We start from the raw sequence: 405 nt of genomic DNA on the forward strand, positions 1-405 counted from the left end.
CGTTCCAGTTAGGGTTCAGGTGGCGGAAAGATAACTCGGTCATGCCCCCCGATATTGCATGTCGAGAGGGAAACTTTCCATCCCATCTCGGCCATTGACGGCAGGCAGTTGATCGACCCTACACCGGCTTGGCCGGATTGCGCATCGCCGAATAGGTGAGCAGCGTCGAGGCGAGGTAGAGCAGCAGGAAGACGACATTGAGCGACAACACCAGTTCCGGCATGTCCAGGATGGTGGTCAGCACATAGGTCAGCAGGACCGCCTTCAGCCCGGCAAGCAGGGCCAGGTTGATCGCCCGCACCAGCGTCTGGCCGCGCGCGAACAGAAGCTCGGCCTGATATTCGACCAGGTTGCGCAGCCCTGGCACGCAGATCGCCAGCGCCACCAGAGGGGCAGCCTCGGCAA

The 405-nt window shown here is 61.7% G+C and carries 1 pseudogene; it reads right to left on the minus strand.

Annotated elements, in window-relative coordinates:
- Positions 1-118: 118 nt before the first annotated feature.
- Positions 119-405, minus strand: a pseudogene (locus tag EOA13_RS37565) (lipopolysaccharide biosynthesis protein); the annotation flags it as partial.

Source organism: Mesorhizobium sp. M7A.F.Ca.US.011.01.1.1 (assembly GCF_003998295.1).
In the GTDB taxonomy this organism is placed as follows: domain Bacteria; phylum Pseudomonadota; class Alphaproteobacteria; order Rhizobiales; family Rhizobiaceae; genus Mesorhizobium.